The 22,927-nt window shown below is 74.2% G+C and carries 17 protein-coding genes; 7 read left to right on the plus strand and 10 right to left on the minus strand.

Translation table 11 applies throughout. The annotated features are described in order from the left end of the window. The first annotated feature begins 179 nt into the window (after positions 1-179). Complete coding sequence (locus OG580_RS02465; RefSeq protein ID WP_267047861.1) at positions 180-416, plus strand: hypothetical protein; 237 nt, start codon at positions 180-182, stop codon at positions 414-416. 28 nt (positions 417-444) lie between these two features. On the opposite strand, the gene OG580_RS02470 is transcribed toward OG580_RS02465, so the two are convergent. Next, complete coding sequence (locus OG580_RS02470; protein WP_267041980.1) at positions 445-1,710, minus strand: cytochrome P450; 1,266 nt, start codon at positions 1,708-1,710, stop codon at positions 445-447. Positions 1,711-1,781: 71 nt separating this feature from the next. Further along, positions 1,782-3,809: a TrkA family potassium uptake protein gene (locus OG580_RS02475; protein ID WP_267047862.1), complete on the minus strand. Its 2,028-nt coding sequence runs from the start codon at positions 3,807-3,809 to the stop codon at positions 1,782-1,784. A 407-nt stretch (positions 3,810-4,216) separates the two neighbouring features. On the opposite strand from OG580_RS02475, the gene OG580_RS02480 reads away from it, so the two are divergent. After that, positions 4,217-5,509 carry a D-alanyl-D-alanine carboxypeptidase family protein gene (locus OG580_RS02480; RefSeq protein WP_267041981.1) on the plus strand — a complete coding sequence of 431 codons (1,293 nt, stop codon included), beginning with the start codon at positions 4,217-4,219 and terminating at the stop codon, positions 5,507-5,509. Positions 5,510-5,810: 301 nt separating this feature from the next. Here the strand turns inward: OG580_RS02480 and OG580_RS02485 are convergent, their stop codons facing one another. Together OG580_RS02485 and OG580_RS02490 are read right to left on the minus strand one after the other, a co-directional pair. Further along, positions 5,811-8,198, minus strand: coding sequence for an excinuclease ABC subunit UvrA (locus OG580_RS02485; protein ID WP_267041982.1), 2,388 nt, complete (start codon positions 8,196-8,198; stop codon positions 5,811-5,813). A gap of 166 nt (positions 8,199-8,364) precedes the next feature. Continuing rightward, positions 8,365-8,607, minus strand: coding sequence for a DUF5133 domain-containing protein (locus OG580_RS02490; protein ID WP_267041983.1), 243 nt, complete (start codon positions 8,605-8,607; stop codon positions 8,365-8,367). A gap of 138 nt (positions 8,608-8,745) precedes the next feature. Here OG580_RS02490 and OG580_RS02495 point away from each other — a divergent pair, with 138 nt between their 5' ends. Next, positions 8,746-9,783, plus strand: a complete 1,038-nt coding sequence (locus OG580_RS02495; RefSeq protein WP_267041984.1) for an NAD-dependent epimerase/dehydratase family protein — start codon at positions 8,746-8,748, stop codon at positions 9,781-9,783. A 47-nt stretch (positions 9,784-9,830) separates the two neighbouring features. On the opposite strand, the gene OG580_RS02500 is transcribed toward OG580_RS02495, so the two are convergent. Beyond that, positions 9,831-10,694, minus strand: a complete 864-nt coding sequence (locus OG580_RS02500) for a glutathione S-transferase C-terminal domain-containing protein (protein WP_267041985.1) — start codon at positions 10,692-10,694, stop codon at positions 9,831-9,833. Positions 10,695-11,187: 493 nt separating this feature from the next. On the opposite strand from OG580_RS02500, the gene OG580_RS02505 reads away from it, so the two are divergent. The 4 genes from OG580_RS02505 to OG580_RS02520 all read left to right on the plus strand — a co-directional run bounded on the left by OG580_RS02505 (position 11,188) and on the right by OG580_RS02520 (position 15,431). Continuing rightward, positions 11,188-11,643, plus strand: coding sequence for an Rrf2 family transcriptional regulator (locus OG580_RS02505; protein WP_267041986.1), 456 nt, complete (start codon positions 11,188-11,190; stop codon positions 11,641-11,643). A 276-nt stretch (positions 11,644-11,919) separates the two neighbouring features. After that, on the plus strand, positions 11,920-13,233 hold the full coding sequence (locus OG580_RS02510; RefSeq protein WP_267041987.1) for an acyl-CoA dehydrogenase: 1,314 nt from the start codon (positions 11,920-11,922) through the stop codon (positions 13,231-13,233). Positions 13,234-13,471: 238 nt separating this feature from the next. Continuing rightward, complete coding sequence (locus tag OG580_RS02515; RefSeq protein WP_267041988.1) at positions 13,472-14,344, plus strand: universal stress protein; 873 nt, start codon at positions 13,472-13,474, stop codon at positions 14,342-14,344. 139 nt (positions 14,345-14,483) lie between these two features. After that, complete coding sequence (locus OG580_RS02520; RefSeq protein WP_267041989.1) at positions 14,484-15,431, plus strand: CAP domain-containing protein; 948 nt, start codon at positions 14,484-14,486, stop codon at positions 15,429-15,431. A gap of 17 nt (positions 15,432-15,448) precedes the next feature. On the opposite strand, the gene OG580_RS02525 is transcribed toward OG580_RS02520, so the two are convergent. From OG580_RS02525 to OG580_RS02545, 5 genes are all read right to left on the minus strand, one after another. Beyond that, positions 15,449-16,924 carry a sigma-70 family RNA polymerase sigma factor gene (locus tag OG580_RS02525; RefSeq protein WP_267041990.1) on the minus strand — a complete coding sequence of 492 codons (1,476 nt, stop codon included), beginning with the start codon at positions 16,922-16,924 and terminating at the stop codon, positions 15,449-15,451. Positions 16,925-17,121: 197 nt separating this feature from the next. Next, a complete protein-coding gene (locus tag OG580_RS02530; protein WP_267041991.1) occupies positions 17,122-17,412 on the minus strand; it encodes a hypothetical protein in 291 nt (96 codons plus the stop codon). 119 nt (positions 17,413-17,531) lie between these two features. Continuing rightward, the gene (locus OG580_RS02535) at positions 17,532-19,757 is read right to left on the minus strand and encodes an NADP-dependent isocitrate dehydrogenase (protein ID WP_267041992.1); all 2,226 of its coding nucleotides are present in this window, start codon (positions 19,755-19,757) and stop codon (positions 17,532-17,534) included. Between the two features lie 45 nt (positions 19,758-19,802). Continuing rightward, positions 19,803-20,873 (minus strand): phosphatase PAP2 family protein, encoded by a 1,071-nt coding sequence (locus OG580_RS02540; protein WP_267041993.1) that lies wholly within the window; start codon positions 20,871-20,873, stop codon positions 19,803-19,805. Positions 20,874-21,018: 145 nt separating this feature from the next. Further along, complete coding sequence (locus OG580_RS02545; protein WP_267041994.1) at positions 21,019-22,869, minus strand: glycoside hydrolase family 15 protein; 1,851 nt, start codon at positions 22,867-22,869, stop codon at positions 21,019-21,021. Positions 22,870-22,927 lie beyond the last annotated feature (58 nt).

Consider the following 22,927-nt stretch of genomic DNA (forward strand, 5'->3'; position numbering starts at 1 on the left):
GGCCGGAGCCATGGAGAACGGATCCCGGCGGCCGGACCGAACAGTCGCAGGACAGCCCGGCAGGACGTCGGTCAGACCCTGGGCCACGACCGCCGAGACCCGCTACGAGCATCAATGTCAGACCCATGCGAGAGGGTGGTGAGCGCCGAACTGTCGAGAGGGAGCCCGACATGATCACGATGACCGCCAGTGAGCGTGCGGCGGCGCAGGCGTACCTGCGCCTGCTCGAATCCACTCAGGCCGTGCTGACCGACCCGCAGCTCGCCCCGTACGCGGGGCTGATGCTCACGCATCCGATGGCGGAGGCCGACGAGGCGCTCCGTGCGGCGGGGCTCTCGGGGAACGAGGACCGGCTGCTGCGCCTCGTCTCCTCCCTGCGGGCCTCCCCCGCGAGCGCCTGGGGGCGGAGTGGTTAGGAGGGGGAGCGGTGAGGAGGCGGGGTGGTTAGGAGGCGGGGTGGGTGCGGACGGGGAGTGTTCTGACGCTGTTGCCGACGAAACCGGAGTGGCGGGTCAGCTCGGGCTCCGGGATCGCCAGGTCCAGGTCGGGGAAGCGGGTGAAGAGGGCCTCCAGGGCGATCGCGGCCTCCATGCGGGCGAGCGGGGCGCCCAGGCAGTAGTGGGGGCCGTGGCCCAGGGAGAGGTGCTTCGTCGCCGTCGCGCGGCTGCCGCGGGTGATGTCGAAGCGGTCGGCGTCCGGGCCGTGTGCCTTCTCGTCGCGGCCCGCCGCCGAGTATCCGGCGAGGACGGGGGTGCCCTTGGGGATGAGGGTGCCGTCGACCGTGAGGTCGCGCGTGGGGTAGCGGAACGGGAAGTAGCTGACCGGGCTGTCCCAGCGCAGGGTCTCCTCCACCACGTCCGCCCAGGAGGCCCGGCCTTCGAGGACGAGGGCGAGCTGTTCGCGGTGGCCGCAGAGTGCCCGTACGGCGTTGGTGACGAGGTTCAGGGTCGTCTCGTGACCCGCGATGATCATCAGGAGAAGCGTGCCGATCAGCTCGGGCTGGCTCAGCCTGTCGCCGCCCTCGTCCCGGGCGGCGATGAGCGCGCTGGTGAGGTCGTCGCCCGGCTCACGGGTCTTGTCCCCGGCGATGGAGGCGAGGAGCTCGACGAGTTCGCGGTTGGCGGCGACGGCCTGCGCGGGTTCGGTGTCGGTGGCGACGACGACGCTGGAGAGGTGGTGGAGCCGGCCCTGGTGGGCCGGGTCGACGCCGAGGAGTTCGCAGATGACCCCGAGTGGCAGCGGCAGGGCGTAGTGGCGGCGCAGGTCGGCCACGCCTCCGCCGGAGCGGGCCGCCTCGGCCAGTCCGTCGAGGAGCGCGGCGGTGAGGGCCTCGACGCGCGGCCGGAGCTCCTCCACCCGTCGGGCCGTGAACGCGCTGCTGACCAGGGCGCGCAGTCGGCGGTGGTCGGCGCCGTCCGCCGTGGTCATGCCCGGCACGGTGGCGAAGGTCCGCAGCGGCCAGCCGTCGGGTATCCGGCCCTCGGTGAGGGCCGTGAAGTGCTGGGCGCCCTTGGCGACATCGGGGTCGGAGAGGAACTCGCGCAGGGCGTCGTGGCCGAGGACCGCCATGCCCTCGATCTCGCCGGGCAGGACCACGGAGGTCACGGCACCCTCGGCGAGGAGCCGGGCGTTGGCCGCGTGCGGGCAGCCGCCGGCCGAGTCCATGCGGTGCGGCGGCCTGCCGGGGGCGGCGCTGTGCTCGGTGTTCACGGAAGGCACTCCTGACTACGGCGGGGGGGGTGTGGCGGGGGCGATGCGGCGGGCGGTCAGATCCTAGGAGATCAACCCGTGCCTGGTTGTGCGGTGTTGGCGGAGGCATGGCCCTCGGCGCCGCGGGGGCCCGTCGTGTGCCCGCGGCCGAGGAGTTCCGCCAGGCCGCGGCGGGTGGCGGCCACGATCACCCGGTCGCCCGCGCGGAGGACCCTCCCGGGTTCGAGGCGCCAGCCCTGCCCCCGGGCCGCCGCGCCGGAAGCGGAAGCGGAAGCGGAAGCGGAAGCGGAAGCGGAACCGTCCGGGACGCCGTACGCGCCGTACGCGGTGCTGCTCCGGTCCAGGGCGATGACCCGCCAGGATCCGGGCCGGAAGGCCTCGGCGACCGTGCGGTCCTGCAGCAGCGAGTGGTCCGCGACGTCGACCGCGGCGAAGAGCAGGACCCGGCGCTCGACGGGTACCGCCCCGAGGACCTGGCGACCCATCATGGCCCCGGCGAAGGCGGGCGCCGCCAGGTGGGAGACGCTGCGGCTGCGGGTGAGGGCGGCGGGGTGCGCGGTCCGCAGGGTGCGGTAGACGGCGGTGGCGAAGTCGTCGTCGTACAGCCGGAGCACGACCCGCAGGTCGGGGGTGACGGACCGGGCGGAGAGCGCGGCCTCCAGGTTGGTGATGTCGACGCTGGTCAGGGCGAGGAGGGCGCTGGCCCGGTGGATGCGGGCGGCTTCCAGGACGCCTTCCTCCGTGACGTCGCCGATGACCGTGGGGACGCGGAGCCGCCGCGCCACGGCGACGCCGCGCGCCTCCGGGTCGGACTCGACGCATACGACGGGGATGTCCATCCTGCGCAGCCGGGCGAGGACCCGGGTGCCGACCTTCCCCAGGCCGAGGAGGACGACATGGCCGGAGAGCCCGCGCGGCGGCCGGCGCAGGGTCGTCGCCGTACGGAACGTACCGAGGCCTTCGAGGAGGGCGGCGACGATCACGGGCAGCAGGAGCAGCCCGACGAACCCGGCGAGGATCTGCAGGACCTGACGGCTGGTCGGCTCGCCGACGGCCGGGTCGCCGATGGCGAAGATGTCGAGGAGCGTCACATAGGCGGCGTGCAGGGGATGGTCGCCGGTGGTGAAGGTGGAGGCGAGGGCCAGGGCGAGGACGGCGGCGGCCGCTCCGGCGAGGGACCAGCGCAGGCGCCGGGAGAAGAGCGAGGCGACGGGCAGTCCGGAGCCGCCGAAGCGGCCTGCCGGGAGACCCGGTCCGGCCGGGGTGACCGCTTCGAGGGTGACCGAGGCCCGGCCGGTGGCGGCGGCCACCGTACGGTCGTCCGGCAGGAGGCGGGGGCCCTCCTCGCCGCTGCGCTCGGAGCCCTCGCAGCCCGCCGGGTCGCCGGCCGTGGCGGAGAGCAGCGCGAGGGTGCAGAGGCCGGGGTCGGGGGCCTGGCCCGCGGCGGGCGGGGTCCGCTCGACGGCGTGCAGCAGCAGTCCGCCCGCCTGGACCACCTTGCTGGTGCCCGCGACCGCCGCCGCGGCGAGCCCGGGGGCGGCCGTGTCGGCGTCGGAGAGGACCGTGGTGGCGGCGTCGAGCTTCTCGGGGTCGAGGCCGGGTTCGGCGACGGCCGCGGCCTGGTCGAGGAGGGTTTCGAGGTGCTGGCCGAGCTTGCGGTTGTAGAGCCGGATGACGAGGCGCAGCCGGGGGTTGAGGCGGCGGGCGGTGAGCGCGGCCCGGATGTTGGTCTCGTCGTCCTCGTGGACGAGGGCGAGCGCGGCGGCGCGCTCCACCCCCGCGTCCACCAGGGCCCGGTCGTCGGCCTCCGGGGACTCGACGATCCGCAGGGAGCCCGCGGGCTCGCCGGCGTCCGCGTCGGTGCCGGAGGCCCGCGCGGTCCCGGCCGTCGGCGTCGCCCCGGCTCCGGCCGCCGTGGTGGTCCGCGTGACGGCGGCGGTGACGCGGCCGAACAGGGCGAGCGCCCGGCCGGTGCGGGCGAGGGGCGTGCGGGGCGCGTCGGGCCGCGCCGGTACGAGGAGGGTGACCCGCTCCCCGTACACCCCGTGCAGTTCGCCCGCGAGGCGATGGGCGAGGGCGTCGCCCCCGCAGACGATCATGTGCCCGGCGGGAGCCGTACGGGGCTGTCGCTCGGTCCGGAAGGCGGGCGCGGCGAAGGGACCGGCGAAGGACCCGCCGGCCGGGGGCGCCGACGGCGGGCCGCTCGGTGCGCCGCCGGGCGGACTCCCCGGGGCCCGCGCGGGACCGGGCACCGGCCGGGATGCCGGCTCTGCGGGAGGCGCTCCCGCGCTCTCGGGCGGAACGGCGTTGCTCTGGTGGGGGTGTGAGGGCACGTCACCAGCATGCCCTGTGCCACCGACACCGCGTGCGGCGGCCGTTGCGCCCCGCTCGTCGCCCGGCCCCTCCCCCGGGCGGACGCACGACGCGCCCCCGTACGCCGCACGTCGCTACGCCGGTCGGCGCACTCCGCCCTGCGCGCACCCCTCCTTCTTCCTACGGTGACTGAATGATCGTCACGTCAGCTGTCCGTCATGCTGCCGCCGGTACCGCGGCGCTGCTGTTCGTGCTGCCCGTTCCGGCGGCCACGGCCTCCCCCGCCTCTCCCCTCTCCGTCGCCTCGCCAGTCGCCTCGCCAGTCGCCTCCTCCGTCGACGAGCCGACTCCTCCCGCGCGGCGGTTCGTCGACCCGGCCCGGCTCGACCGGCACGGCACGCAGGTGCAGCGACTGCCGGGTGCGCCCGCCGTGCCGTCGCTCTCGGCGCTGTCCTGGGTGGTGGCGGACGCGTCCTCGGGCGAGGTGCTCGCGGCGCGGAACGCGCACCGGAAGCTGCCGCCGGCCAGCACCCTCAAGGCCCTGTTCGCCCTCACCGCGCTCCCCCACCAGGACCCCTCCGAGCAGCACACCGTGGCCGATTCCGAGCTGACCGGGATCGGGGCGGGCAGCAGCCTGGTCGGGGTCAAGGAGGGGTACACGTACAAGGTGTCGGACCTGTGGAACGGGGTCTTCCTCAGCTCGGGCAACGACGCCGTGCACGTCCTTGCCGCGATGAACGGCGGCTGGGAGTCGATGTCCCGGCAGATGCAGGAGAAGGCCAGGTCCCTCGGCGCCCGGGACACCCATGTGGTCTCCCCCGACGGGTACGACGCGCCGGGGCAGGTGTCCTCGGCGTTCGACCTGGCGGTCTTCGGGCGGGCCGGGCTCCAGGATCCGGCGTTCACGCGGTACTGCTCCACTCCGTACGCGGACTTCCCCGCGGGTTCCTGGTCGTACGGCATCGCCAACACCAACCGTCTCCTCACGGGCGCGGACGGGGTGGCCCGCTACCCGGGGCTCCTCGGCATCAAGAACGGCTACACGACCAACGCGGGCAACACCCTGATCTCCGCCGCGCGCCGGGGCGGCCGGACGCTGGTCGTCTCGGTGATGAACCCGCAGGGCGGCGGCGGTCTCACCGTGTACGAGGAGGCGCGCTCGCTCCTCGACTGGGGCTTCGAGGCGGCGGGGCGGGTCCAGCCGGTGGGCTCGCTGCTGCCGGGCCGGACCCAGGGCGCGGCCGAGGCGGGCGGCCGGGCCCGGTCGGCGGGTCGGGACGGCGACGTGGCGGTGGCCGCGGCCGGGGCGGCCGGCAGGGCTCCCCGAGCCGGGGCGGAGGCGGCGGCCGCGCCCCGTGGAAGCTCCGCGGGCGAGGAGGCGCCGTCGGGTCCCTCGGCGGGGCTGCCGCTGGCCCTGGTCGGCTCGGCCTGCGCGGCGGCTCTCGCGCTGTGGGGATGGCGCCGCAGGGCGGCCCAACGGCCCTGACCGCACCGGGCCCGCGGGGGCGGAACACGCGGGAGCGGGGGGCGAGGACCGCCGGTCGTGCGGCGCCACTGGAGACATCGGACGGTCGTGTCGGCGACCGCCCGGTGGGCGCGCCGCACGGTCGGCTCACCGCGTCGGGGGCCCGCCGCGGAACGCAGGGGCCGGGCCGACGCAGCACGCCCGGGGGCCGACGCGGAACGCCCCGGTGCCCGACGCGGAACGCAGGGGCCAGCCGAGGGCCGACGCGCGGAACGCCCCGGGGCCCGACGCGGAACGCCGGCCCCCCCCCGGGCACCCCGTGTCAGGCCCCCACGTACTCCGCGAGGTGCTCGCCCGTGAGGGTCGAGCGGGCGGCGACGAGGTCGGCGGGGGTGCCCTCGAAGACGACCTTGCCGCCGTCATGGCCGGCGCCCGGGCCGAGGTCGATGATCCAGTCGGCGTGGGCCATGACCGCCTGGTGGTGCTCGACGACGATGACGGACTTCCCGGAGTCGACGAGCCGGTCCAGGAGGCCGAGGAGCTGCTCGACGTCGGCGAGGTGGAGGCCGGTGGTCGGCTCGTCGAGGATGTAGACGCCGCCCTTCTCGTTCATGTGCGTGGCCAGCTTGAGGCGTTGCCGCTCGCCGCCCGAGAGGGTGGTGAGCGGCTGGCCGAGGCTGAGGTAGCCGAGGCCGACGTCGGCGAGCCGCTCCAGGATCTTGTGCGCGGCGGGCGTACGGGCCTCTCCGGCGCCGAAGAAGGCCTCGGCCTCGGTCACCGACATCGCGAGCACCTCGCTGATGTCGCGGCCGCCGAGGTGGTACTCCAGCACCGAGGCCTGGAACCGCTTGCCCTCGCAGTCCTCGCACGTCGACGCGACGCCGGTCATCATCGCGAGGTCGGTGTAGATGACGCCCGCGCCGTTGCAGGTGGGGCAGGCGCCTTCGGAGTTGGCGCTGAACAGTGCCGGCTTCACGCCGTTGACCTTGGCGAACGCCTTGCGGATCGGTTCGAGCAGTCCGGTGTACGTGGCGGGGTTGCTCCGGCGTGAGCCGCGGATCGCGCTCTGGTCGACGGAGACGACGTCCTCGCCGACCGGGATCGACCCGTGCACGAGCGAGCTCTTGCCGGAACCGGCGACACCGGTGATCACGGCGAGCACCCCGAGCGGGATGTCGACGTCGACGTCCCGGAGGTTGTGGGTCGACGCTCCGCGGATCTCCAGCACGCCGTCGGGCTTCCGCACGGACTCCTTGACGGAGGCCCGGTCGTCCAGGTGGCGGCCGGTGATGGTGTCGCCGGCCCGCAGCGCCTCGACGGTGCCCTCGAAGCAGACGGTGCCGCCCTGCGTACCGGCACCGGGGCCGAGGTCGACGACGTGGTCGGCGATCACGATCGTCTCCGGCTTGTGCTCCACGACGAGCACGGTGTTGCCCTTGTCGCGCAGGCGCAGCAGCAGGTCGTTCATCCGCTGGATGTCGTGCGGGTGCAGGCCGATGGTGGGCTCGTCGAAGACGTAGGTGACGTCGGTCAGCGAGGAGCCGAGGTGGCGGATCATCTTGACGCGCTGCGCCTCGCCGCCCGACAGCGTGCCCGCGGGCCGGTCGAGCGAGAGGTAGCCGAGGCCGATCTCCACGAACGAGTCGAGAGTGTCCCGGAGGGCGTCGAGCAGGGGCGCCACCGACGGTTCGTCGAGGCCTCGGACCCAGACGGCCAGGTCGCTGATCTGCATGGCGCAGGCGTCGGCGATGCTGACCTTCTCGATCTTCGATGCCCGGGCGCCCTCGCTGAGCCGGGTCCCGTCGCACTCGGGGCACGTCGTGAAGGTGACCGCCCGGTCGACGAACGCCCGGATGTGCGGCTGCATGCCCTCCTTGTCCTTGGCCAGGAAGGACTTCTGGATCCTCGGGATCAACCCCTCGTAGGTCATGTTGATGCCCGCGATCTTCATCCGCGTGGGTTCGAGGTGGAGGAAGTCGTGGAGTTCCTTCTTGGTGTACTTGCGGATCGGCTTCTCGGGGTCGAAGAAGCCGGACTCGCTGTAGAGCCGGTAGTTCCAGCCGCCCGGCGTGTAGCCGGGGATGGTGAGGGCGCCCTCGGAGAGCGACTTGGAGTCGTCGTAGAGCTGGGTGAGGTCGATGTCGGAGACCGAGCCGCGGCCCTCGCAGCGCGTACACATGCCGCCGGTGCGCTCGAAGGTCGCCTTCACGGCCTTCTTGGCGCCGCGCTCGACGGTGATCGCGCCGCTCGCCCGGACCGAGGGGACGTTGAAGGCGTAGGCGCTGGGCGGGCCGATGTGCGGCTTTCCGAGGCGGCTGAAGAGGATGCGCAGCATCGCGTTGGCGTCGGTGGCCGTGCCGACCGTGGAGCGCGGGTCGGCCCCCATCCGCTGCTGGTCGACGATGATCGCGGTCGTCAGTCCTTCGAGGACGTCGACCTCCGGTCGCGCGAGGGAGGGCATGAAGCCCTGGACGAAGGCGCTGTACGTCTCGTTGATCAGCCGCTGCGACTCGGCGGCGATCGTGTCGAACACCAGGGAGCTCTTGCCCGAGCCGGAGACGCCCGTGAAGACCGTGAGCCGGCGCTTCGGGATCTCGATGCTGATGTCCTTGAGGTTGTTCCCGCGCGCGCCGAGTACCCGGATCGTGTCGTGGCGGTCGGCGGCGTGCGGCGCGGCGGACTGCTCGCCCGTCCTCGGGGCCTGGCTCATCGTGTCTCCTCTGTCGGACGGGGGTGTGAATGCGTGATCATCGCATCGCGCCGTCTCCGACGTCGGGAGAATCGCGATGCCCACGCCCCGCCACGCTATCCGGGGCCCGATGGCCACGCTTCTCGATTCCTGATCGATCGGCCGCCTCCCGCCCCGTCCGCAGAGGTCAGGCCCCTTGCAGTCCTTCCAGGGCCTGCCGGGACGCGGGCCGGCCGTGGGAGACGTACCGCTCGGCGGCGCGGACCGCCTCGTGGGCGGTGCGCTCTCCCATCAGGACGCACAGGGTGTACGCCGTGTCCTCGAAGCGCCGGCGGACCGACAGGTCGCACGGCCTGGCGAGCACGGACCGCTCCTGCGTGCGGTAGTGCCGCAACAGCCGGTCGACCGTGTTCCTGTCGGGCAGCAGCATCGCGCTCTCCTGTCACCTGTCTCCCGAGTCGCTCCATCCTCCCGGTCGTCGCCCACGCTCGCGACCCGCGCGGGCACGCTCCGTGACGGAGCGGGCTCCGGAGTGCGGTTCCGTCGCCCATGGCGGAGGGTCGAAGACATGAACCCGAGCACGCGACAGCGGGTGGTGGTCACCGGCGCCACCGGCAATGTCGGTACGAGCCTGGTGCGGGCGCTGGCCCGTGAGCCACGGGTCGGTTCCGTCCTCGGCCTCGCCCGCCGCAGGCCCGGTCTGGAGCTGCCCGGTGTGGAGTGGGCCGAGGTCGACCTGTCCCTGGAGGGCGACGAGCCGCGCCTCGCCCAGTACGTGGCGGAGGCGGACGCGGTCGTCCACCTGGCCTGGCGGTTCGGGCCGACCCACGATCCGGTGGAGACCTGGCGGACCAACGTGCTGGGCGCGGTGCGCGTCTTCGACGCGGTCGCGGCGGCGCGGGTGCCGGTCCTCGTGCACGCCTCCTCGGTGGGGGCGTACTCCCCCGGCCCGCCCGGCGGAGCGCCGGTGTCCGAGTCCTGGCCGACGCACGGCTGGCCGGGCGCCGCGTACACCCGGGAGAAGGCGTACCTGGAGCGGGTCCTCGACACCTTCGAACGCGACCATCCGCTGACCCGGGTGGTCCGGATGCGCCCGGCCTTCCTCTTCAAGGAGGAGTCGGCGAGCGGGCAACGGCGGATCTTCGCCGGACGGTTCTTCCCCGGGCAGCTGGTGCGGCCCGACCTGCTGCCCCTGCTGCCGGAGTTCACGGGACTCCGCTTCCAGGTCCTGCACACGGAGGACGCCGCGGACGCCTACCGGAGGGCGCTCCTCAGGGACGTCCGCGGCGCGTTCAACCTCGCCGCCGAACCGGTCATCGACGCCGAGACCCTCGGCCGGCTCCTGCACGCCCGGCCGGTGAAGGTCCCGGCCGGCGCGGTGCGCGGCGCCCTGTCGGCGGCCTGGCGGCTGCGCCTCGCACCGGCCTCCCCCGACCTCTTCGACGCCTTGCGGCAGATGCCGCTGCTCGCCACCGAGCGGGCCCGGCGGGAGCTGGAGTGGGAGCCGTCGATGACCTCGCTGGAGGCCCTGGAGGCGTTCCTCCGCGGGGTCCGCACGGGCGCGGGCGAGGACACGGCCCCCTTGGCGGGCCACCGCGTCGGCTGACCCGGCCGGGGCGGACCCCTCGATGACAGGGCGTCGGCCCCGGTGCCTCAGCGCGTGGCGGACGGCCAGTCGACGATACGTATCCCGGCGCCCGCGGCCTCGCGGCCCCGGCAGTGGGAGCGATGGCGGCGCAGTACGGCATCGATGTCGAGGTGGCGGGCGAACTCGGGCCGGGAGGCGAGCCGTTGGGCGTACGCCCAGAGCTGCGGGTGTCCGGCGACCCGGTCCATCGCGGCGGCGTCCAGGTGCCAGCGATGGACGGTGTCGAGCTGGACGAGGGTGACCCAGACGTGCACGTCGGCGGCGGTCGGCGCGTCACCGAGGACGTACGGGCGGCCGGTGAGTCGGCGCTCCAGGGAACCGAGCGCCGCGAAGAGGACGGTCAGCGGGTCGCGGTGGGCGGCCTCGCCGTCGAGGCCGAGCTCGCCGGCGCGCTGGGCGGCCCGGTTGACACTCCGCTCGCAGAGGTCGGCGACGGCGTCGATCTCGGCCCGGTGTTCCTCGGGCAGCAGGTCGGGCCCTTCGCCGCGGAAGCGCAGGGCGAGGTCCCGCAGGATGTCGGGAACATGGGTGCTGACGATGCGCCCGGTCCACCCGTCACTGAGTACGGGCGCGGCGGCCGGCCCGTCGTACAGGTGGGCGCTCGCCTCGTACAGCGGACGGAGCGCCTCGTACCCGCCGTCGGGGGTGTCGGGGGTCTCGGGGAGCACGGTCAGCGGCAGCGTGTCGTCGAGGCCCAGGAGGCCGTGGGTCAGGGCGATGCCCAGACAGCCGGGACTGGACGGTGCCAGATGGAGGCGGTAGCGGTGCGGTACCGCGTAGTGGCCGCTGTGCTCGTCACGGCCGATCCGGCCGCGGAAGGCGGGCACGGCGGAGGCGGGCAGGAGCGAGGAGGGGACGACGACGGACATGCTTCTCCCTGGAGGGTGCTCGGTGCCGGGTCGGGGCGGCGCGCGGCGGCGACGGTCGCGAGGACGCGACCGCGGCGGCCACCGCGCGGGGCCCGGAGGCGGCAGGGGTACGGGAAGGAGGAGACGGGCGGTACGCGCTGCGGCCGTGCCCGGTCCCGTGCGCCGGAACGCGGCGGTACGGGGCGGGACGGGAGCGGTACGGGTGGGCCGGCCGGTTCAGCGGACGGGGTGGACACCCCGGCGGGAACGGCGACTCGCGGCGCTGCAGACCCGCAGCAGATCGATGTGGCGGCGGGAGGTGAGCGGCAGGGGGCGAGGGAGGGGTGCGGCGTGCGAGCTGTCTCGCCGGCCGGTGCACCCCATGGTTCCCTACCCGTCCACTCGGAATTCCCGTCCATGAGTCTCCGACCGGTCGGCCGCGCCGTCAAGGGTGCGGGACGCGCCACCTGCCGGACGTACGGATCCCGTGGGGCCCGTGCGGAATAATGCGCGCATGCGCATTTCAGCCAAGGCCGACTACGCGGTGCGGGCCGCCCTGCAGCTCGCCGCCGCCCGGGACTCCGGGCCGTTGAAGGCCGAGGCGATCGCCGAAGTCCAGGGCATCTCGCACAAGTTCCTGGAGGGGATCCTCGGCGACATGCGCAAGGGGGGTCTCGTCCAGAGCCAGCGCGGCGGCAACGGCGGATACTGGCTGGCCAGACCGGCGGAGTCGATCTCCGTCGCGGACGTGATCCGGTGCGTGGAGGGCCCCCTGGTCTCCGTACGCGGGGAGCGACCGCCGGACCTGTCGTACACGGGGCCCGCCGAGTCCCTGCTCCCGCTGTGGATCGCGCTCCGGGCCAGCGTGCGCGCCGTGCTCGGGGTGTCGCTCGCGGAGGTCGCGGCGGCCGAGCTGCCGGCCGGCATCACCGCGCTCGCGGCCGACCCGGAGGCCTGGACCAACCCCTGACCGGCCCCTGACCCACCCCTGACCCACCGCTGACCGGCCCCTGACCACCCCTGATCGGCCACGCGCCCGCCCGGGTCCGTGGTCAAGACTCCGCGGCACCCGTCGACTTGACCCTCCCTCACCCCCACCCCCCTCACCCCTCACTCCCTCGCCCCTTCAGGTCTCACTCACCAAGACACGCATGTCCAGCCTGCGGACGCCTCTTGGGGCTGAGGGATGACGTCTGCCACTATCCCTATCGTTCCAGTGGGAATACTAGGGATCGGATGAGGTGACGTGACTACGCCGAGGAAATCGCCGAGGAGAACCGCGATACGCGCCACCTCCGCACCGGCCGACCGGCCTGCGGACGACGCGATCTGGCCCCGCGTCACCCGGGAGGTCGCCGACGACCTCGCCGTCGACGCACCCGCCAGGGACCGGGCCGGCAAGGCCCCCTTCGACGAGGTCGCCCGGCTCCAGGAGGCCGGGCTGCCCGCTCTCCTCACGGCGCCGCGCGCCGACCGGCGGGGCGCGGACTGGCGGGCCGCCTCCGCCGTCGTCCGGGAGATCTCCGCCGCCGACAGCTCCGTCGGCGAACTCCTCGCCCACCACTACGTCCTGTCCTGGAGCAGCCGCTTCTTCGGCCCCGCGCCGGACACCGGCTCCGTGCCCGCGCTCGACGCGCGGACGGCCCAGGAGCACTGGCTGCTCGCCGGCGGCGTCGAGCCGCCCCGCACCGGGACCGACCCCGGGCTCACGCTCACCCCCGCCACGGGCGGCTGGATCCTCGACGGGCGCCGCGCGTTCACCTCCGGCGTCGCCGTGGCCGACCGGCTGGTCGTCGGCGCCCGGCCCGGCGGCACCGGCGACTGGCTGGTCGTCCTGGTGGACCCGGCGCATCCCGGGGTGTTCACCGACCCCGGTACGGAACGGGTCGGACAACGGCTCTCCGGCGCCGGCACCGTCACCTTCGACCACGTCCCGATCCCCGCCGAGCACGTGCTCGGCCTGCTCCCGTACGACGAACACGCCGTCGCCCCCTTCGCGACCCTCGCCCCGCTCGCCCTGCGCCTGCTCCTCGTCCAGGTCGGACTCGGCATCGCCGAAGGGGCCCTCGCCGAAGCCCGGGACGTCAGCCGCGCCGGCCAGGCCGGGCCGGTCCCGGTCCCCCTGGAGCGCGACGGTTCGTCCGTCGCCGGCGCCGATCCCGTGGGGCCGGGCGACGACCCGTACCTCCTCCTCGCGTACGGAGAGCTGGCCACGGCCGCGCACGCCGCGTCGGCGGTCGTGGAGCGGGCCACGGACGCCCTGGCCCGCGGGCTGCTCGCCGGACCCGCGCTGGGCCCGGAGGAACGGGCCGACATCGCCGTGCTCGTCGCCGCGGCGGAGACGCTCACCGGCCGTGCCGCCGTACGCATCACCACCCGCGTCCTCGAACTCGTCGACGGCGCGGAGGGCGCCGACGCCCAGGGGGGCGGACCGGGCTTCGACCGCTTCTGGCGCAACGCCCGCGCGCTCACCGCCCCGACACAGCCGGCCCTCCGGCTCCGCGACATCGGCGACCACTACCTGAACGGCACGCACGCGCGGCTCACCCTGCCGGCCTGACGTCGACGGCACGACGGCGGCCGACCGGGGAAGACGACCGGCCACGGACCACCGGCCACAGACCACCGACGGCAGATGGCCTGACGGCTTGGCGGCCTGACGGCGCCGCAGAAGGGACCGACGGTCCGGCATGTCGGGACGTCCGTCCCTCTCCTCGGGCCCCCCTTGGGCCCAAGCTGGTGGGAGGAGGGCCCGGCCGCGTCGGCGGGCCCGGCACGCTACTGACGGAGGCAGTCCGATGAGTCGTGAGATCGTCGCAGGAGTGGACGGTTCCCCGGAGAGCATCGCCGCGGCCGACTGGGCCGCGCGCGAGGCCCTCCACCGGGGGCTCCCGCTGCGGCTCGCCCACGCGTGGCGCTGGGAACCCCTCGACATCCCCCTGGTCCAGGACCGGGCGAGTCAGGAACGGGCCGCCGACGAGGTCCTGCGGGAGGCCGAGGCGACGATCGCGCGGAGCCATCCGGACGTGACCCTCACCGCCGAGGTCATCCGCGACACCCCGGTCGCGGCGCTGCTGGGCACCGAGGAACGCGCCGAGATGCTCGTCATCGGCTCGCGCGGTCACGGGGCCGTGGCCGGTTTCCTGCTCGGCTCGTACGGACAGCAGATCATCGCCGCCGCCACCGGGCCCGTGGTGGCCGTCAGGTCCCGCGACGGCCGGCCCTCCGAGCCGCCGGTGGGTGACGTCCTCGTCGGGCAGCTCGGCAGCCCGGAGGACAGCGCCGCGGCACTCGGCTTCGCCTTCGCGACCGCCGCCGCGCGCGGGGCGTCGGTGCGGGCCGTCCGTGCCTGGAGTCTGCCGCCCCTCTACGCGTACAGCCCGGCGTCGATGCGGCTCGCCGACGAGGCCGGCGGGCTCGTCCCGTACGAGGAGAAGGCGCTGCGCGAGGCGTTGGCGCCCTGGCGGGAGCGGTACCCGGAGGTGCCGGTGACCGAGCACGTCGAACTGGGCAGTGCGGGGCAGGTGCTGCTCTCCGCCGCGGGGGCCGCCCGGCTCCTGGTGGTCGGCCGGCGGGCCAGGCGCGGCGCCGTCGGTCCGCGGATCGGTTCCGTGGCGCACGCGGCGCTCCATCTCGCGCCCTGCCCGGTGGCGGTGATCCCGCAGGGCTGAAAAGCTCCTCCGTGGATTGACGCGCCGGATTGACGAGGAGTGTCGGGGCGGCCTGAGCCGGAAAGTGTTACCGCCGTCGCCCCGGTGGCTCTCCCCAGCGCCGGACCGTCCGGCGACCTCGGCGAGAGAGCGGAGCTCCATGCGGCACCACGACCACCCCGGCCATCCCGACGAACCTGAACGCGTCGACCACCTCGACCTTGTCGGCCATCGTGAGCAGCCCGATCACCCTGCGCGGGACGGCGGGCGGCACCGCAAGAGCCCCGGGGCGCGGCGGCGCGCTCCGCGCCGGCCGGGCTTCCGTACCGCTGTCAGCGTCGCCGGGGCCGTGGCCGTCGTCCTGACCGTGGCGGCCGGGGTGTACGTGGCGTCGCCCGCCCCGGCCGCCGGCCCGTCGACCGTCGCCGCCACTGCCGCTGCCGCTGCCCCCGCCCCCGCCGGATCCGCGTCCGCCGGGTCCACGTCCGCCGGGTCCACGTCCGCCGGGTCCACGTCCGTCCCGGCCGGTCAGCGCCGGGAGGTCGTGGCCGCTCCCCCGGCTCCGGCGACGAAGGCCGGATCGCAGCCGGAATCCGTGTCGGCGCCGGATGCGAAGCCGGAGTCCGTCTCCGCACCCGCACCCGCACCCGCACCCGCACCGGAGAAGCAGACCGAGCGGCGGACCGGCGAGACCACCGACACCGACGCGGCTGCCGGGAAGGGCTCGGAGTTCGTCCAGGAGGTCGTCGCCCTCGCCAACGCCGAGCGCCGGAAGGCCGGTTGCGGTCCGCTGCGCTCGGAGGGCCATCTGCGGACCGCCGCCCAGGGCCACGCCGACGACATGGCCGAGCGCGACTACTACGAGCACGACAGCCCGGAGGGCCGTGACGCGGGCGACCGGATCACCGGCGCCGGGTACACGTGGTCGACGTGGGGGGAGAACATCCATCGCGGGCCGAAGACCCCGGCCCGGGCGATGGAGGACTGGATGGACAGCCCCGGCCACCGCGAGAACATCCTCAACTGCTCGTTCAAGGACATCGGTGTCGGGGTGACCCTCACCGCCAACGGCCCCTGGTGGGTGCAGAACTTCGGCGCCAAGCGCTGAGCCCCGCCCGTCCGGGTTCAGGAGGCGGGGGCCGCCAGCTTCTGCACCCAGATCGTGCCGCCGGGACCGGGCGCCGACGCCACACCGGTGTCCCGGTACCGGCAGTCCAGCATGTTCTCCTCGTGCATCGCCCCGTCGGTCCAGTCCTCGACGACCGCCGTCGGGTCCTTCGCGCCCTGGGCCAGGTTCTCGGCCCAGGCGCTCCAGTCGTACCCGGCGGCGGTGATCCGGGCGTCCGCGAACTCGCCCTCCGGGCTGCTGTGCCCGTAGTAGCCGCGCGCCGCCATGTCGCGGGCGTAACCGCGGGCCGCCGCGACGAGCCGGGGATCGGTCCGCAGCGGGGCGCAACCCGCCGTCGCGCGGAGCCTGTTGACCTGTGCGGTCACGCGTTCCCCGGTGGTGGTCACGGCGGTGGGGGACGCGGTGGGGCGGGGTGTCGGGGTACGGGTCGTGGGCGCCGCGGCCGGGGTCGTGGCGGGCCGGGTGGCCGGGGCGGCCTCGGTCGTCGCGGGTACGGCCGCCGGTGACACGGGCGCCGGGGGCGCGGCGTGGGGACGGTCGGGTGTCACCCGTACCTCCGGCGCCTCCGGTACGAGGAGGGTGAGCGCGCCGAGGACGGCGACGGTCGCGGCGCCGGCGAGGCAGGCACGGCGTACCGGGGTCCAGCGGCCCACGGGCTCGGCGGCGAAGGGTTCCGCGCTCCGGCCGGCGGCGACCGTCGCCGCGAGCGGCGGTACGAGGCCGATGCCGACGAGCAGGCCCTCGACGGGGACCGGTCCGCGACGCCCGGCCGCGTGGCCCGTGCAGGCGGCACAGGCGCGCAGGTGGCGGGCGGCCCGTTTGCGCCAGAGCGGCGAGGGCCGGCCGTCCCAGGAGGACAGGGTCCCGGCGAGTTCGGGGCACGGCGGGTCGGCGTCGAGGGCGCCGACCACGGCCCGGCCGGTCTCCAGGCGCTCCTTCATCCGCTGGACGCGGACGGCGGCGTGCTGCGGGGAGACGCCGAGGCCCTCGGCGAGTTCGGCGCGGGTCAGTTCGCCGGCGGCCTCCAGCCACCACAGGGAGAGGAGCTCGCGGTCCTCGTCGTCGAGCCAGCGGGTGGCGCGGGCCACGTCGCGCCGCTGTCCCGAGAGGCCGAGGCGGAGGATGGTGAGCTCGGTGAAGTCACCCGACGGGTCGGCGAGTTCCGCGGCCCGGTCGAGGCCGGGCACGGGAGCCTGTCGCCGTTCGTGCCAGCGGCGGCGTATCCCGTTCATGGCGATGGCGACGACCCACGAGCGGAACCGGGCCGGGTCGCGGAGACCGGCGAGGCCGTCGAGGGCGCGGACCATCGTCTCCTGGACGATGTCGTCGGTGTCGGCGTGGCCGTCGAGGGCGCGGCCGACGACGTTGTGGACGAGGGGCAGGTAGGCGCGCACCAGCTCGTCCCTGGCGCGCGCGTCACCGGACCTGGCCGCCTCCACCAGTGCCGTGGTGCGGCGCTCGTCGCTGTGCATGAGTCTGCTCCCTCAACCGTGGTCGGAGTCCCCCGTCGTTCGGAGATCCCTGGGAGCGGGAGGGATAACACTTCTTTGTCGGACCGGCGGCCCGCGGCCGTCGCGGGCCGTGCCGGTGGCCGCCGTGCCGGTGGCCGCCGTGCCGGAAGCCCCTGCGTCGGTGGCCGCCGGCGTCACCGCTACACCGGTGGTCGCCGCTACACCGGTGGTCGGGGCAGCGACGGGACCGTGGCCCCGTTCCCCTTCCGTACGGCCTCCACCACCGCCTCGTGGAGCTCGCGGCTATCCTCCTCCGTCGTACACGGAACGGGACTACCCGACATGGTGAACCAGTCGGATGCGCCGCTGTACTGCACGGCCACGCGTGCCTCGGACTCGGCCCAGGTCGTGTGCACGGTCAGATCGCCCGTGACGACACCGCCCTCGTCGGTCAGCACCCCACCTCGCCCGGTGTAGACACCGGCGGTCGTCCAAGATGCCCAGCTCATCCATCCAGGTTCACACCCGGACGTCATATGCGCCACCGACGGGACCACCCCGGCCGGAATCGTTCCGGCCGGGGCGGTACGCGGCGCCGCCCGAGCGGGGCCGTGTGTCGCGCGCCGGATCAGGCGAGGGACGCGAGGGCCTCGTTCAGGGTGGCGGACGGGCGCATCACGGCCTCGGCCTTGGCCGGGTCGGGCTGGTAGTAGCCGCCGATCTCGGCCGGGGAGCCCTGGACGGCGACGAGCTCGTCGACGATCTTCTGCTCGTTGGCGGCCAGCGTCTCGGCGAGCGGGCCGAAGGCCTTGGCCAGCTCCGCGTCCTCGGTCTGGGCGGCCAGCTCCTGGGCCCAGTACAGGCCGAGGTAGAAGTGGCTGCCGCGGTTGTCGATACCGCCGAGGCGACGGGTCGGCGACTTGTCCTCGTTGAGGAAGGTGCCGGTGGCGCGGTCGAGGGTGTCGGCGAGGACCTGGGCGCGGGAGTTGCCCGTGGTGGTCGCGAGGTGCTCGAAGCTGGCGGCCAGGGCGAAGAACTCGCCGAGGCTGTCCCAGCGGAGGTAGTTCTCCTTGACGAGCTGCTGGACGTGCTTCGGGGCGGAGCCGCCGGCGCCGGTCTCGAAGAGGCCGCCGCCCGCCATCAGCGGGACGACCGACAGCATCTTGGCGCTGGTGCCCAGCTCCAGGATCGGGAAGAGGTCGGTCAGGTAGTCGCGGAGGACGTTGCCGGTGACCGAGATGGTGTCCTCGCCGCGGCGGATGCGCTCCAGCGAGAACTTGGTGGCCTCGACCGGGGAGAGGACCTTGATGTCCAGGCCCTCGGTGTCGTGCTGCGGCAGGTACTGCTCGACCTTGGCGATCAGCTGGGCGTCGTGGGCGCGCGCGGCGTCCAGCCAGAAGACGGCCGGGGAGCCGGTGGCGCGGGCGCGGGTGACGGCGAGCTTGACCCAGTCCTGGATGGGCAGGTCCTTGGTCTGGCAGGCGCGGAAGAGGTCGCCCTCGGCGACTTCCTGCTCCAGGACGACGTTGCCCGCGGAGTCGACGAGGCGGACGGTGCCGGCCTCGGCGATCTCGAAGGTCTTGTCGTGGGAGCCGTACTCCTCGGCCTTCTGCGCCATGAGGCCGACGTTCGGGACGGAGCCCATGGTCGACGGGTCGAAGGCGCCGTGGGCGCGGCAGTCGTCGAGGACGACCTGGTAGACGCCCGAGTAGCTGTGGTCCGGGAGGACCGCGAGGGTGTCGGCCTCCTGGCCGTCCGGGCCCCACATGTGACCCGAGGTGCGGATCATGGCCGGCATCGAGGCGTCGACGATGACGTCGGACGGCACGTGCAGGTTGGTGATGCCCTTGTCGGAGTCGACCATCGCCAGGGCGGGGCCGGCGGCGAGCTCGGCGTCGAAGGAGGCCTTGATCTCCTCGCCGAGACCGTGCGGGAGGGACTCCAGGCCCTTGAGGACGCCGCCGAGGCCGTCGTTCGGGGTGAGACCGGCTCCGGCGAGGACCTCGCCGTACTTGGCGAACGTCGCCGGGAAGAAGGCGCGGACGACGTGGCCGAAGACGATCGGGTCGGAGACCTTCATCATCGTGGCCTTGAGGTGCACGGAGAAGAGCACGCCCTCGGCCTTGGCGCGGGCGACCTGCTCGCTGAGGAAGGTGCGCAGCGCGGCGGCGCGCATGACGGCGGCGTCGACGACCTCGCCGGCGATGACCTTCAGCGGCTCGCGGAGCTCGGAGACGGTGCCGTCGGCGGCCGTGAACTCGAACCGGAGGGTGTCGTCCTGCGCGATGACGGCGGACTTCTCCGTGGAGGCGAAGTCGTTCTCGCTCATCGTGGCGACGTTCGTCTTGGACTCGGGGGTCCAGGCGCCCATGCGGTGCGGGTGGGCCTTGGCGTAGTTCTTGACCGAGGCGGGGGCGCGACGGTCGGAGTTGCCCTCGCGCAGGACCGGGTTGACGGCCGAGCCCTTGATCTTGTCGTAGCGGGCGCGGACGTCCTTGTCCTGGTCCGTCTGCGGGTCGTCCGGGTAGTCCGGGAGGGCGTAGCCCTGCGCCTGGAGCTCGGCGATCGCGGCCTTCAGCTGCGGGATGGACGCCGAGACGTTCGGCAGCTTGATGATGTTGGCGCCGGGCGTCTTGGCGAGCGCGCCGAGCTCGGCGAGGGCGTCGGCGATGCGCTGGCCCTCCTCCAGGAACTCGGGGAAGACGGCGATGATGCGGCCCGCGAGGGAGATGTCCCGCGTCTCGACCGTGACGCCGGCCTGCGAGGCATACGCCTGGATCACGGGCAGGAACGAGTACGTCGCCAGGGCGGGCGCCTCGTCAGTGTGGGTGTAGATGATGGTCGAGTCAGTCACCAGGGTTCTCCAGCTCCACGTCTGCGTATGCGAGATTGCTCGACATCAAGATATCTCGTGATCGCGGTCCTCCGTAAAGGGCCCCACGGGGACGTCGTCGTGCGGGACCCCGGAAGCCTCCACGAAGGGGCCGCCGAGCCGGTACGGGGTGGGGGCTCCGTCCACGTCGACGCGGCGGAGCAGGGCGAGCAGGATCAGTCCGGCGGCTGCGGTGACGCCTGCGGCGAGGGCCTGTCCGCAGCGGTGGGCGAGCCGGAGCTCGGCCGGGTCGTAGGGGGCGGTGGCGGGCAGGGCGAGGGTGTCGCCGAGGAGCCAGAGGCCGGCGGCGAGCCCGGCGGCCGCGAGGGCGGCGAGCGGGACGGTCGCGAGGAGGGCGCGCGGGAGCGGGCCGCGGGGGGCGGGGCGGACCTTGCCCTTGCGGGCGAGGACGGCGAGCAGGCCGCAGAAGACGGCGAGGACGACGAGGGCGGCGGCGATGAGGTCGCCCGGGCGGTGGTCACCCGCCGCGACGGTGTACGCGCCGACGGCTCCGGCCCAGACGGTGCCGGCGAGGACGGTGAGTCCGCGCAACCGGTACGGGACGACGAGCACGAGGCCGAAGGCGGTACCGAGGGCGAGGGTGGTCTGCGCGCTGGGGAAGCCGCTCTGGAGGAGTGCGCCGCCGGCGTCGAGGAGACGGGGGCGGGGCGCGTACCGCTGGAGGAGTCCCGTCAGCGCGAGGGAGGTGACGACGGCGCCCGCGACGGCGCCGGTGAGCGCGTACCGCTTGCGCAGCAGGCCGACGGCGAGCAGCAGGACGCAGCCGAGGACCAGGGAGAGCGTGGTGAGGCCGGCGAGCGAGGGGTGCTCGCGGAGCACGGTGGCGGCGGCGGTGTCGGCGCGCCGCCCGGTGAGGGCGGCGTCGCCCCACCGGCGGCCGGTCGCGGTGAGCACGAGGCCCGCGTAGACGACCGTGAGGAGGAGGACGGACCCGAGGCAGGCACGCCGGGTCCGGGCGCGGACCCTGGTGCTGAAGGAGCCGGCGGCCTCGCCGGCCACGGCGGCGTACCACCAGGTGTCACCGGTCTCCAGCGGCCTCGGGGAGCCGCCGGCGCGGAGCCTGTCGTAGGAAGCCATGCCCCGATTCGAACCCACGCGCGGCCACCTCGCCCGCTGGGCTCACCCGAACGACACGCCGAAGGCGGGAACCGCCCTGGCGGGGCGTGCGCCTGCCCGGGCCCGCGCACGTCTTCTCCGGAGGGGGAGGGACGTGTCTCGTCGATCAGGCCGCGGTGAGACGGCGGGGGGCCGTACGGTCGTGGCGGCGCGTGCCGTACAGAGTGAAGGCCGTGTTCACGAGGGCCACGTGGCTGAGTGCCTGCGGCGTGTTGCCGAGCTGGCGGCCGGCCACCGGGTCCCATTCCTCGGACAGCAGTCCGACGTCGTTGCGGATGGCGAGCACCCGCTCGAAGACGGCACGGGCCTGGTCGCGGCGGCCGGTCGCGGCGAGGGCGTCGGCGTACCAGCACGTGCAGGCGACGAAGGCCCCTTCGGTTCCGCCCAGGTCGTCGAGGCGGTGTCTCCCGCCGTCCCGGACGTCACCGTACCGGCGGAGGAATCCGCGCTCGTCGAGCCGCCCCATCGCCGCCACGGTGCCGAGGACCCGGGGGTCGTCGGCGGGGAGGAAGCCGAGCCGGGGGATCAACAGGGCGGTGGCGTCGACCTGGTGGCTTCCGTAGTACTGCGTGAAGGACTGCTGTTCCTCGCTCCAGCCGCGGGCGCAGATCTCCGCGCGTATGTCGCCGCGCAGCGCCTGCCAGCGGCGTACGGAACCGCGCAGACCGGCGACGCGGGCGAGGCGGACGGCGCGGTCGGCGGCGACCCAGGACATCACCTTGGAGTGGACGAAGTGGCGGCGTGAGCCCCGGACTTCCCAGATCCCCTCGTCGGGTTCCCGCCAGCGCTTGCCGACGTACTCCAGGAGCGCGGCCACCAGGGCCCAGGCCGGCGGATCGAGGGCGACTCCGGCCCGTACCGCCGAGTAGACGGTGTTGAGCACCTCGCCGTAGATGTCGAGCTGGAACTGGTCGACGGCCGCGTTGCCGAACCTGACGGGGCGTGAGTTCTCGTAGCCGGGAAGCCAGTCGGCGTACGTCTCGGGGAGCCGGCGCTGTCCCTCGACCCCGTAGAGGGGCTGGAGGTCTGCGGGATCGCCCGCGACGGCCCGGAGCAGCCAGTCCGTCCAGGCCAGTGCCTCCCGGCGGAATCCGCCGCGCAGCAGACAGGAGAGGGTGAAGGTGGAGTCGCGCAACCAGCAGAAGCGGTAGTCCCAGTTGCGCTGTCCGCCGACGCTCTCGGGAAGGGAGGCCGTGGCGGCCGCGACGACGCCGCCGGTGGGGGCGTAGGTGAGGGCCTTGAGGGTGAGGAGGGAGCGGAGGACGGCCTCCCTGGCCGGCCCTTCGTAACGGAGCCCGGACGCCCAGTCGTTCCAGAAGGCGAGGGTGCGCAGGAGGGTGGCGTCGATCTCGGCGGGCGAGGCGGTGGGGGGCACCGCGGTGTGCGAGGGGCGCCAGTCGAGGACGAACGCGACGCTGCTCCCGGCGGTGACGGTGAACTCGACGGTCGTACGGTCCAGGGTGACGACCGGGTCGGCGCCCGGGCCGCAGGAGAGGTACACGGCGTCGGGTCCGGCGACGGAGGCGACGGTCCGCCGGTCCACCGCGCGGGTCCAGGGCACGATGCTGCCGTGGTGGAACCGGAGTCTCAACTCGCCCCGCATGGCCACCCGTCCGGCGATCCCCTCGACCACGCGGACGATTCTGGGCGCGCTCTCGCGCGGGGAGGCCGGGAAGCGCGGGGGCATGAAGTCGGTGACCCGCACGGTGCCGCCGACGGACTCCCAGAGCGTGTCGAGGACGAGCGTGTCGCCCCGATAACTCCTGCGTGTGCAACGGGTGTTGCCGACGGGGGCGAGGATCCACCGGCCGTGACCGGGATCGCCGAGGAGGGCCGCGAGACAGGCAGGCGAGTCGAAGCGAGGCGCGCACCACCAGTCGACGGACCCGTCGGTCCCGATGAGCGCAGCCGTCTCCAGGTCTCCGACGAGGGCGTAGTCCTCGATTCGCCCTGCCATGACCGGATTGTATGCCGTTCAGAATTCTCGCGCAGAAATGAGGCAGGGCATGCTTTCG

Origin of the sequence: Streptomyces sp. NBC_00094 (genome assembly GCF_026343125.1) — a bacterium.
Lineage (GTDB): Bacteria > Actinomycetota > Actinomycetes > Streptomycetales > Streptomycetaceae > Streptomyces.

What these genes read in the sequence shown, in the direction of transcription:
- OG580_RS02490 (WP_267041983.1), bottom strand. Translation starts at nt 8,607, where the DNA reads ATGCTGCTGCCCGACAGGAACACGGTCGACCGGCTGTTGCGGCACTAC.
- OG580_RS02475 (WP_267047862.1), bottom strand. Translation starts at nt 3,809, where the DNA reads ATGATCGTCTGCGGGGGCGACGCCCTCGCCCATCGCCTCGCGGGCGAA.
- OG580_RS02495 (WP_267041984.1), top strand. Translation starts at nt 8,746, where the DNA reads ATGAACCCGAGCACGCGACAGCGGGTGGTGGTCACCGGCGCCACCGGC.
- OG580_RS02520 (WP_267041989.1), top strand. Translation starts at nt 14,484, where the DNA reads ATGCGGCACCACGACCACCCCGGCCATCCCGACGAACCTGAACGCGTC.
- OG580_RS02465 (WP_267047861.1), top strand. Translation starts at nt 180, where the DNA reads ATGACCGCCAGTGAGCGTGCGGCGGCGCAGGCGTACCTGCGCCTGCTC.
- OG580_RS02500 (WP_267041985.1), bottom strand. Translation starts at nt 10,694, where the DNA reads ATGTCCGTCGTCGTCCCCTCCTCGCTCCTGCCCGCCTCCGCCGTGCCC.
- OG580_RS02545 (WP_267041994.1), bottom strand. Translation starts at nt 22,869, where the DNA reads ATGGCAGGGCGAATCGAGGACTACGCCCTCGTCGGAGACCTGGAGACG.
- OG580_RS02480 (WP_267041981.1), top strand. Translation starts at nt 4,217, where the DNA reads ATGATCGTCACGTCAGCTGTCCGTCATGCTGCCGCCGGTACCGCGGCG.
- OG580_RS02525 (WP_267041990.1), bottom strand. Translation starts at nt 16,924, where the DNA reads ATGCACAGCGACGAGCGCCGCACCACGGCACTGGTGGAGGCGGCCAGG.
- OG580_RS02530 (WP_267041991.1), bottom strand. Translation starts at nt 17,412, where the DNA reads ATGAGCTGGGCATCTTGGACGACCGCCGGTGTCTACACCGGGCGAGGT.
- OG580_RS02485 (WP_267041982.1), bottom strand. Translation starts at nt 8,198, where the DNA reads ATGAGCCAGGCCCCGAGGACGGGCGAGCAGTCCGCCGCGCCGCACGCC.
- OG580_RS02505 (WP_267041986.1), top strand. Translation starts at nt 11,188, where the DNA reads ATGCGCATTTCAGCCAAGGCCGACTACGCGGTGCGGGCCGCCCTGCAG.
- OG580_RS02515 (WP_267041988.1), top strand. Translation starts at nt 13,472, where the DNA reads ATGAGTCGTGAGATCGTCGCAGGAGTGGACGGTTCCCCGGAGAGCATC.
- OG580_RS02540 (WP_267041993.1), bottom strand. Translation starts at nt 20,873, where the DNA reads ATGGCTTCCTACGACAGGCTCCGCGCCGGCGGCTCCCCGAGGCCGCTG.